The organism is Rasiella sp. SM2506 (assembly GCF_050859505.1).
In the GTDB taxonomy this organism is placed as follows: Bacteria; Bacteroidota; Bacteroidia; order Flavobacteriales; family Flavobacteriaceae; genus Marinirhabdus.
Window position 1 is genome coordinate 3,604,497 of record NZ_CP193934.1, and the last position, 9,126, is coordinate 3,613,622.

The 9,126-nt window shown below is 39.9% G+C and carries 10 protein-coding genes; 3 read left to right on the top strand and 7 right to left on the bottom strand.

Annotated features, from left to right (window positions below; genetic code table 11):
* Positions 1 to 89 precede the first annotated feature (89 nt).
* From dapA to ACQ2HF_RS16185, 6 genes are all read right to left on the bottom strand, one after another.
* A complete protein-coding gene (dapA, locus tag ACQ2HF_RS16160) occupies positions 90 to 965 on the bottom strand; it encodes a 4-hydroxy-tetrahydrodipicolinate synthase (RefSeq protein WP_432411458.1) in 876 nt (291 codons plus the stop codon).
* Between the two features lie 98 nt (positions 966 to 1,063).
* On the bottom strand, positions 1,064 to 1,582 hold the full coding sequence (locus ACQ2HF_RS16165; RefSeq protein WP_432411459.1) for a DUF6913 domain-containing protein: 519 nt from the start codon (positions 1,580 to 1,582) through the stop codon (positions 1,064 to 1,066).
* A gap of 112 nt (positions 1,583 to 1,694) precedes the next feature.
* On the bottom strand, positions 1,695 to 3,686 hold the full coding sequence (gene ligA, locus ACQ2HF_RS16170) for an NAD-dependent DNA ligase LigA (protein WP_432411460.1): 1,992 nt from the start codon (positions 3,684 to 3,686) through the stop codon (positions 1,695 to 1,697).
* A gap of 150 nt (positions 3,687 to 3,836) precedes the next feature.
* On the bottom strand, positions 3,837 to 4,424 hold the full coding sequence (locus ACQ2HF_RS16175; protein WP_432411461.1) for a TIGR00730 family Rossman fold protein: 588 nt from the start codon (positions 4,422 to 4,424) through the stop codon (positions 3,837 to 3,839).
* Between the two features lie 41 nt (positions 4,425 to 4,465).
* Positions 4,466 to 5,356, bottom strand: coding sequence for a peptide chain release factor N(5)-glutamine methyltransferase (gene prmC, locus ACQ2HF_RS16180; RefSeq protein ID WP_432411462.1), 891 nt, complete (start codon positions 5,354 to 5,356; stop codon positions 4,466 to 4,468).
* 57 nt (positions 5,357 to 5,413) lie between these two features.
* Positions 5,414 to 5,899, bottom strand: coding sequence for a GNAT family N-acetyltransferase (locus ACQ2HF_RS16185; RefSeq protein WP_432411463.1), 486 nt, complete (start codon positions 5,897 to 5,899; stop codon positions 5,414 to 5,416).
* Positions 5,900 to 5,960: 61 nt separating this feature from the next.
* Here ACQ2HF_RS16185 and ribD point away from each other — a divergent pair, with 61 nt between their 5' ends.
* Genes ribD through ACQ2HF_RS16200 form a run of 3 tightly spaced genes read left to right on the top strand, consistent with a single transcriptional unit; the run spans position 5,961 to position 8,472 of the window.
* Positions 5,961 to 6,983, top strand: a complete 1,023-nt coding sequence (gene ribD / locus ACQ2HF_RS16190; protein WP_432411464.1) for a bifunctional diaminohydroxyphosphoribosylaminopyrimidine deaminase/5-amino-6-(5-phosphoribosylamino)uracil reductase RibD — start codon at positions 5,961 to 5,963, stop codon at positions 6,981 to 6,983.
* Positions 6,980 to 7,855: an EamA family transporter gene (locus ACQ2HF_RS16195; protein WP_432411465.1), complete on the top strand. Its 876-nt coding sequence runs from the start codon at positions 6,980 to 6,982 to the stop codon at positions 7,853 to 7,855. Before ribD ends, ACQ2HF_RS16195 begins: the two co-directional genes overlap by 4 nt.
* Positions 7,852 to 8,472 carry an IMPACT family protein gene (locus ACQ2HF_RS16200; RefSeq protein ID WP_432411466.1) on the top strand — a complete coding sequence of 207 codons (621 nt, stop codon included), beginning with the start codon at positions 7,852 to 7,854 and terminating at the stop codon, positions 8,470 to 8,472. Before ACQ2HF_RS16195 ends, ACQ2HF_RS16200 begins: the two co-directional genes overlap by 4 nt.
* 52 nt (positions 8,473 to 8,524) lie before the next feature.
* On the opposite strand, the gene ACQ2HF_RS16205 is transcribed toward ACQ2HF_RS16200, so the two are convergent.
* Complete coding sequence (locus ACQ2HF_RS16205; RefSeq protein ID WP_432411467.1) at positions 8,525 to 8,923, bottom strand: acyl-CoA thioesterase; 399 nt, start codon at positions 8,921 to 8,923, stop codon at positions 8,525 to 8,527.
* Positions 8,924 to 9,126 lie beyond the last annotated feature (203 nt).

A 9,126-nucleotide genomic window follows, 5' to 3' on the forward strand; every position in this document is an offset into this window, starting at 1 on the left:
TATACGTGATTACAAAACTTATTATCGTACTAAATATTGCCTTATTTGTACGGTAGAAGGACGTTCAATTTCTCTTATTGTTTCAAAAATTAATACGCCGTTACAAATGCATCAATTTTATCACGCAATTGCTTGCCAATTCCTACAAGTGGCAGTCGTACCGTATCTCCACAAATTCCGAGACGGCTAAAGACAGCTTTAATTCCTGCCGGATTGCCTTCAGCGAAAATATAATCTATGCAAGGGGCAATTTTATAATGTAGTGAATAAGCTTCGTCCACACGCCGCTCTAACCCTAAAGTAATCATGGTTGAAAAATCCTTTGGAAAGCCTTCCCCAATTACCGAAATTACGCCTGCACCACCCGCCAGCGTCATTGGTAAAGCAATCATATCGTCTCCACTTATTACCAAAAAACCTTCTGGAGTACTGTCTATCATTTTCATAGCCTGCACCAAATCTCCGGCAGCTTCTTTAATAGCTACAATATTACTGAAATCGTTTGCCAGTCGCGCAACGGTTTCAGGCATCATATTACTAGCGGTTCTTCCCGGAACGTTGTATAAAATAATTGGCTTCGTAGCCACCTTTGCCAAGACAGCAAAGTGCTGATAAATCCCTTCCTGCGTAGGTTTATTGTAGGATGGAGAAACCGAAAGAATTGCTGCAAAAGCAGTTACATCGCGTGTTTGCATTTCTTCGGAAACTTGGGCGGTATCGTTCCCTCCTATTCCCAACACCAACGGAAGTCTTCCTGCATTGGTTTCCACAATAGTGTCTATTACCAATTGCTTTTCCGCTTTGGTTAACGTTACACTTTCGCCCGTGGTTCCTAAAACCACCAAATAATCGATACCGTTTTCAATTTGAAAATTTACGACCTTTTGGAGTCCGTTTACGTCAACTTCACCTTCTTCTGTAAATGGGGTGATAAGGGCTACACCCGTTCCTATGAGTTCTTTCATGTTCTGTGCTTATTTTATTCCTATTTCAGTACTAGACCACAAAGATACTAGGATTCTAGTTTTGGTAGATTCTGAAATGCTATGATTTTCTTAAAAGTTTAAAGTTTCCCCAACACCTCCAAATACTTTTTCAATTCGCTTTTAAAAAGAGCGAAATCTTTAAACGGGACATTCAATAGTAAATCATACAACCGCTCATCTGCACCTTGAAAACCTACTTTAAATTTGGCCTTACTACTCGCTACAAGTACGTCTAAAATCTGGTGTTGCTTAGGGTAATACCCCACCAGAACATCAAAATCATGGTCTAAAAATTCTTGCGCGTTCCGATTGTGCAGATTGCCTTTCCAGTCAAAATCCTTGTTCTGCACTTGATTTTGCTGCAAACTAGGAAGCTTCTTTTTACTGTCCACAAAAGAGAACAGTTTTATGTCTTTTGACTGTAAACTGAGATCTTTAAAAATATCATAGAATTTTTCGAAGTCGGGATCGTGCGCCTCATCGACCAAAAACCCAATGGATTTCACCCTAGCGTTTATGCCCGATGTATCCCGCGCCTTAAGATGCGTGTTCAGCCCCTTTTTAAGGGAGTTATTTTTTAGTTTTTTAAAAATCATAGTCGCAGTAAGCTGTTACAAAAATAAACTCTTCTCGATACATTTTTGCTGAAATAGCTATTTTTTGAGTCACATTAAGGTTTCAACTGCGCTCAACCGGAAATTTTGAAGATTACAACATTCCTAAAAACGCATCTTCCGAAATAATTTCAACACCAAGTCCTTCTGCTTTGGTGCGTTTACTAGGCCCCATACTATCGCCCGCAACCACATAATTGGTTTTACTGGAAATGGAGGACGACACCTTCCCGCCGTTGTCTTCAATGAGTTTTTTTAATTCGGTTCTGGTGACTTTATGGAAAACGCCGGAGACTACAAAAATATTTCCTGCCAAAGTATCGGTTTGATTGGCCAAGGCTGCTTCGGAAAGTTTTAGCTGTACGCCGTATTCTTTTAATCGGTTTATGGTTTCTTTATGTTCTTCTGAAGTAAAAAATTCGACGACGCTTTCAGCAATGCGGTCGCCAATTTCATCTACTGAAATTAATTCTTCAAACGAAGCTGCCGCTAAGGCATCTATACTTTTAAAATGCTTTGCCAATTTCTTAGCCACCGTCTCCCCAACGTACCGAATACCCAATCCAAACAACACCCGCTCAAACGGAATATTCCTGGAAGCTTCCACGCCAGCAACCAAATTCTCGGCACTTTTCTCTGCCATTCGTTCTAAGGGAATAAGTTGCTCGGCAGTCAAAGTATAAAGATCTGCGTAATTATGTATCAATCCATTCGTTACCAATAAGGCAACGGTTTCGCCACCTAAGCCTTCAATATCCATCGCTTTGCGGGAAATATAATGCTGAATCCGCCCAATAATCTGCGGCGGACATCCCTCTTCGTTTGGACAAAAATGTTTTGCGTCGCCTTCGGTACGGGTGAGTGGTGTATTACATTCTGGACATTCGGTAATATATTGTGTGAGTTGTGAATTTGGATCTCTTTCTGCAAAATCTACCCCTATAATTTTCGGGATGATTTCCCCTCCCTTTTCAACATACACGGTATCTCCTTCTCGAATATCCAGCTTTTCAATCTGGTCTGCATTGTGTAACGAAGCTCGCTTTACAATGGTTCCAGCTAGTTCTACAGGTTGCAAATTGGCCACTGGTGTAATCGCACCCGTTCTTCCTACCTGATAGGTAATTTGCTCTAGTTTTGTGGAAACCTGTTCGGCTTTAAACTTGTAGGCCATTGCCCATCTTGGAGCTTTTGCCGTGTATCCTAACTCCTCCTGTTGCTGCAAATTATTCACCTTAACAACAACTCCGTCCGTCTCATAAGGCAATTCGTGACGGTGTACATCCCAATAATTTACAAACTCCAAAACTTCGTCAATACTTTTGGCCAACTTTGCTACTTCTGGCACTTTAAATCCCCAATGACGGGCTTTTTCTAAGCATTCAAATTGGGTTGCTACTGGTAAGTTATTTCCTTTTAAATTGTAGAGCAAACATGCTAAGGGGCGTTTGGCAACCTCAGCACTATCCTGTAATTTTAAGCTTCCCGAAGCCGTGTTTCGCGGATTGCGATACGGTTCTTCGCCATTGGCCACGCGTTCGATATTCATTTTTGTAAATCCTTCAAACGGAAGCACAATCTCGCCTCGTATTTCAAATTTTGCCGGGTAATCACCTTTCAGCTGTAACGGTACCGATTTAATTGTTTTTACGTTCGTGGTCACGTTATCACCTTGAAATCCGTCGCCTCGGGTAACGGCTCTTACCAAGGTTCCATTTTCGTAGGTGAGGCTCATAGAAGCACCGTCGTACTTTAATTCACAAGTATAATGCACATCACCGTCTACCATTTTTTTGACTCGCTTTTCCCAGTCTTCAAGGTCTTCTTTGGAATAGCTGTTGTCCAAAGAATACATTCTGAACTCGTGGGGTACAGTTTCAAAATTTTTAGTCACCTGCCCTCCTACTCTATGTGTGGGCGAATTGGGATTGTCAAATTCTGGATGAGCTGCTTCCAAAGCTTGGAGTTCCTTCAGCAATACGTCAAAATCGTAGTCTGAAATCGTTGGATTGTCTTCTACGTAGTAATTATAATTGTGCTCACGGAGTTGTGTGCGGAGTTGATTTATTTTTTCTTCAGCATTCATGAACACAAATATAGTGAACTGGTTAATTTGTGAAATGGTAGTTGGTGAATTTGTGGATTGTTGATTTATTGCACAGCGGAGCTCGGAGACATTGTGAATTCTATTTTACTGCGTACTGAATACTGGCTACTTAATACTTACTACTTACTACTAAGTTCGTTCCGGCTTTAACCACTTTGGAACTCTGGGTGTTCTAAAATCTTCCATTTTTTGAAGTAGGTTTTCTATGGAGGTATCCACCAAAAGCATTTCGTAGTTTTTCATGGAAAGAAATCCTTTGCGAACCATAGTTTCTATCATTTTTAAAAGATCGTCGTAAAACCCATTTACATTTAAAAGGCCAATAGGTTTAGTGTGTAATCCTAATTGTAGCCATGTAATAATTTCGAAAAGCTCCTCCAATGTCCCGAAGCCACCAGGCAAAGCGATAAAACCATCACTTACTTCCTGCATTTGTAGCTTACGCTCGTGCATGTTTTGGGTGGTGATGAGTTCGGTAAGACCTAAGTGGACTACTTCTTTCTTTTTTAGGAATTGTGGGATGATGCCTATAACGCTTCCGTTGTTGTCCAGCATGGTTTTGGCGATAGTGCCCATCACGCCTATTTTGGCGGCGCCGTATACTAGGGTAATATTTCTTTGGGCGAATAATTCGCCTAGATGTATAGCGGCTTGGGTGATTTGGGAGTCGTTCCCATCACTACTGCCACAAAAGACACATATTTTTTTATCGTTCATTGCTGGTTATTACACGGAGTCACACAGAGGAGCGCTGAGATTCACGGAGACTTTCGTCTGCATTTCAACATTCTATATTTTCCGAAAACATCTTTTTTCAGTTCTATTTCATCAAAACCTTCATCCGAAAGCATGATTTGCATTTCCTCACTAAGATACTCATTAATTTCGAAGTAGAGGGCGCCATTAGGCGTTAAGTGCGTCTTGGCTAGCGTTGCGATGGTTCGGTAAAACAGTAAGGGATCCTCATTAGAAACAAAAAGCGCCGCTTCAGGCTCGTGTTGCAGTACGTTGGGTTGCATGTGCTCTTTTTCCAACGCACGCACGTAGGGCGGGTTGCTCACCATAACATCGTAGTGCTGCGAAAGGGTTGTTGTTTTTAAAATATCAGCATGAATAAAATTCACTGTTACCTCATTCATTGTAGCATTTTCACTGGCAATTTTTAGTGCTGCTGCGGAAATATCGATGGCGGAAACTTTTGCTTCTTTTATATGTTTCGCTAAAGAAATGGCAATGCAACCTGTTCCTGTTCCCACATCTAAAAAGGTATCAGGTGTGAGGTGTGAGGCGTGAGGTTTTAGTGGTGTTTCTTGAATCTCTTGTGAATCTAAAACAATCCATTCCACCAATTCTTCAGTCTCTGGCCTTGGAATTAAGGTATCTGGTGTTACTTTAAAGGGCAGTCCGTAGAATTCAGTTTCGCCTAGGATGTATTGAATGGGTTCGTGGTTTTGTAATCTTTGCAATGCTTCGGAAAATTTTGCCTCTACTACTTCGGAAATTTCTTCTTCCCCTTTTATGGAAACTTCAAATCTTGAATACCCCAGATAATGCTCAGCCAGCCAATTAAAAAACGACTGGATTTCTTCCGAAGGATACAGTTCCGAAAGGGTTTTAGTGAAGTTTGATTTGAGTTGTTTTAGATTCATTGAACTTTGGCTTGCAAATCACACTTCGACTGCGCTCAGTGTGACAATGGTAATAAATTATAATTTCTTCAGCATATGTACAGGACAAGAAAAATGACCTGTGTTGCCCATGGGTCCGTCTATGTATTCGAATCCGCTGCGGGTGTATAGTTTTTGAGCAGCTTTCATATAGGGCATGGTTTCCAGATAGCAAGCTTCGTAGCCAAATTCCTTCGCTTTTTGCAGGCAGGTTTCCATCATGTTTGAGCCAATCCCGCGTCCTCTTGTTATAGGCAAATAATACATTTTTTGAAGCTCGCAGACGTTGCCCTCATAATTATCTAATTGGGCAACACCGGCACCACCAATAAGTTGTCCGTTTTCTTCCACTACGAAATACGTTGCTTTTGGGTTGTTATACGTTTCAAACATACAATCCAGTGCGGCATCTTCAAAAACGGTTCCTGTTTTAGGGACGTCAAATTCTACTAAAACAGCCCGTATCATTTCGGCTATTTTGGGATTGTCTTTTTTCTCAATGGGGCGGATAATAGGTTCGTTCATCTCAGTTATTCCTTGTATTTTTGAGGTTTTAATTGAAGGTGTGAAGATACACGAAAAATACATGAAGCGTTGCATTCAACTGGCCAAAAATGGGCTGGGGACTACCTATCCCAATCCGTTGGTGGGGAGCGTACTTGTGCACAATAACACCATCATTGGTGAAGGCTGGCATTACCAGGCGGGGCAGCCTCATGCAGAGGTGAATGCGGTGAATAGCGTAAAGGAAATTTCATTGTTATCGGAAGCTACTATCTATGTAAGTTTGGAACCGTGTAGCCACTTCGGAAAAACACCACCCTGTGCAGATTTAATCATTCAGAAAGGCATCAAAAAAGTGGTGATTGGCACTACAGATCCCAATCCCAAAGTAGCGGGCCAAGGCATCAAGAAATTAATGGAAGCGGGTTGTGATGTGATTGTAGGTGTTCTGGAAAAAGAATGCAACGAACTAAACAAACGGTTTTTTACATTTCAGCAAAAAAAAAGACCCTATATAATTTTGAAATGGGCGCAAACAACCGATAGTTTTATAGCTCCCAAGACAAGGGACGCGCAAAAACCTGTTTGGATCACCAACGAGTTTTCCAGGCAATTGGCGCATAAATTACGAGCTGAAGAACAAGCTATTCTAGTAGGCACCAACACAGTGAGAGATGACAATCCAAGTTTAACCACACGAGATTGGTTTGGCAACAATCCGTTACGAGTGATTTTAGATAGAAACAATAACCTTGACAAAAGTTTGTCCGTTTATAATAAGGAGGCAGCCACTTTAATCTTAACAGAAAAACCAACAGAAGCTTTTGGAACTACTTCTTTTGAATCACTTGATTTTGACAACAACCTAGCGTCCAATATTTGTGAAGTTCTTTACAAAAAAAACATACAAAGCCTGATCGTGGAAGGCGGCGCACAAACCCTTCAAACATTTATTGACGCCAATTTGTGGGATGAAGTACTGGTTTTTGAAGGAAAGACAACGTTTACGAAAGGAATAAAAGCTCCCGTCTTTTCTGGCAACCTACTAAAACAATCTGAAATTGCCGAAGATATACTTCTCCATTATAAAAATCCATCCATTTGATATATCTCCTTCTTAGCGTCCTCGCTTCTACCCTTATTTTTGTGGTATTTAAACTCTTCAGCAAGTTTAAAATCAATACGTTGCACGCGATTGTTGTAAATTATTTTGTGGCGTGTTTAAGTGGGATTATTGGATATAGCGGCGAAATTACTATCTCCGAAATCCCAAATTACGACTGGTTCTACTACACCCTTGGGCTTGGAGCGTTATTTATTATTGTTTTTAACTTAATGGCTATTACTACACAACGAAGCGGGCTTTCAGTTGTTTCTGTAGCGACAAAGATGAGTGTTGTGATTCCTGTGGTTTTTGGACTTTTATACTATAAAGACAGTTTGGGTATTTTTAAAGCTGTGGGAATTCTGTTAGCGTTGATTGCAGTGTATTTAGCGTCTGTTAAAAAGAAAGACGGACTTAAAATCCAGCCGAAGAACTTAATCTTCCCTGTTTTAGTATTCTTGGGAAGTGGTATTATAGACACTAGTATTAAATATCTAGAAGGCTCTTTTGTAGCCGAAACCGACGTTCCATTATTTTCAGCCACTATTTTTTTAACGGCATTTTCTATTGGAATTTTAGTATTGCTAGTTCAAAAGCTTCGCGGGAGATTTCAGTTTAGATGGAAAAATATTTTAGGCGGTATCGTTTTGGGAGTTCCTAATTACTTTTCTATTTACTTTTTAGTAAAAGCTTTGCGAAGTGGTCTTTTTGAAAGCTCGGGTATTTTTACGGTAAACAATGTCGCCATTGTAATGCTTTCAACAGTAGTAGGGATTTTATTCTTTAGAGAACGTCTTTTGGCTAAAAACTGGATTGGCATTGGATTGGCTGTAGTGAGTATCTTTTTAATAGCTTTGGAGAAATGGATATGACTTCAGAAGAAAAAGACACCTATAAAACCATAAAAAACCCTGGGGCCGAAACACTTTTTAAAGAAAAGGGCAGTAAGTTTTTTGGCTATGCTTTTCCTGTTACATCTGAAGACGACGTAAAAAATGTCCTAGATGACCTGAAAAAGCAACACCACACCGCACGTCATTTTTGCTATGCCTGGCAACTAGGTAAAAGGTATGATAGCTACAGAGCCAATGACGATGGAGAGCCCAGCAACAGCGCAGGAATGCCCATTTACGGACAGCTACAAGCGTTTGATGTGACGAACGTTCTTGTAGTTTCAGTGCGCTATTTTGGCGGCACCAAACTAGGTGTTGGCGGCTTGATACAAGCCTATAAAACTTCGGCACAGTTGGCGTTGGAAGCTTCAAAAATTGTAAAGCGTACGATTAATGAAGAAATCACCATCACCTTTGAGTACCCAGAAATGAATACCGTGATGCGTATTATTAAAGATGAAAAATTAAAGATTGTCTCCCAAAAGATGGAACTGGATTGTGAGTTTGTACTTTCAGTTCGAAAAAAAGAGTTCAAACGTATTTCTGAACTCTTTAAAAACACATATAAAGTGACCTTAAAAAATGACGATACGTAAACACAAAATAAGAGCAGTCGTTCGAGTTATAAACAATTAAAGTTTTGTTTAATTATTTTTCCAATTTTTCCAACAGATAATCGGGTGCTTTTATAATCTTATTTGTTAGCGAATTGATAAACACTAAGGTAGTCTCTGCCGTCACCAAAAGTTGTTGATTTTGATTATGAATTTCGTAATAAAACTCAATTCTGAAAGTAGGAATTTTCCTAAGTTCCGTTGTAATGGAAATAACATCGTCGTACCGTGCAGGCAACTTGTAGTGAATGTTCAGATTAGTGACTGGTAGTATGACTTGGTTTTCTTCCATCCATTTGTAAGAGAACCCCAGTTCACGGAGCCACTCGGTTCTTCCTTGCTCTAGATATTGTGCATAATTTCCATAATACACCACTCCCATTTGATCGGTTTCGGCATAACGCACTCGTAAGTTGGTTATATTTTTTTTCATGAATTTAATGAGGAAAAAGGGTAACTTTTTCGTATGTTTGGTCTAGATACAGTATGAGGAAAAAAAACTAGAAATTCAATACCCCTATCGTTTTTTTTTTAATTTTTTTGTTCACATATTTGCACTGTTAAGAAATCGTTAGAAAAGTTCTTTTCTACTTCTTGACTAATCAGTATTAACTAACTATACTTCGACACTAAATT

Excerpts from the sequence above, each read along its gene's own strand:
- dapA (WP_432411458.1), bottom strand. The coding sequence starts at position 965 with ATGAAAGAACTCATAGGAACGGGTGTAGCCCTTATCACCCCATTTACA.
- ACQ2HF_RS16165 (WP_432411459.1), bottom strand. The coding sequence starts at position 1,582 with ATGATTTTTAAAAAACTAAAAAATAACTCCCTTAAAAAGGGGCTGAAC.
- ligA (WP_432411460.1), bottom strand. The coding sequence starts at position 3,686 with ATGAATGCTGAAGAAAAAATAAATCAACTCCGCACACAACTCCGTGAG.
- ACQ2HF_RS16175 (WP_432411461.1), bottom strand. The coding sequence starts at position 4,424 with ATGAACGATAAAAAAATATGTGTCTTTTGTGGCAGTAGTGATGGGAAC.
- prmC (WP_432411462.1), bottom strand. The coding sequence starts at position 5,356 with ATGAATCTAAAACAACTCAAATCAAACTTCACTAAAACCCTTTCGGAA.
- ACQ2HF_RS16185 (WP_432411463.1), bottom strand. The coding sequence starts at position 5,899 with ATGAACGAACCTATTATCCGCCCCATTGAGAAAAAAGACAATCCCAAA.
- ribD (WP_432411464.1), top strand. The coding sequence starts at position 5,961 with ATGAAGCGTTGCATTCAACTGGCCAAAAATGGGCTGGGGACTACCTAT.
- ACQ2HF_RS16200 (WP_432411466.1), top strand. The coding sequence starts at position 7,852 with ATGACTTCAGAAGAAAAAGACACCTATAAAACCATAAAAAACCCTGGG.
- ACQ2HF_RS16205 (WP_432411467.1), bottom strand. The coding sequence starts at position 8,923 with ATGAAAAAAAATATAACCAACTTACGAGTGCGTTATGCCGAAACCGAT.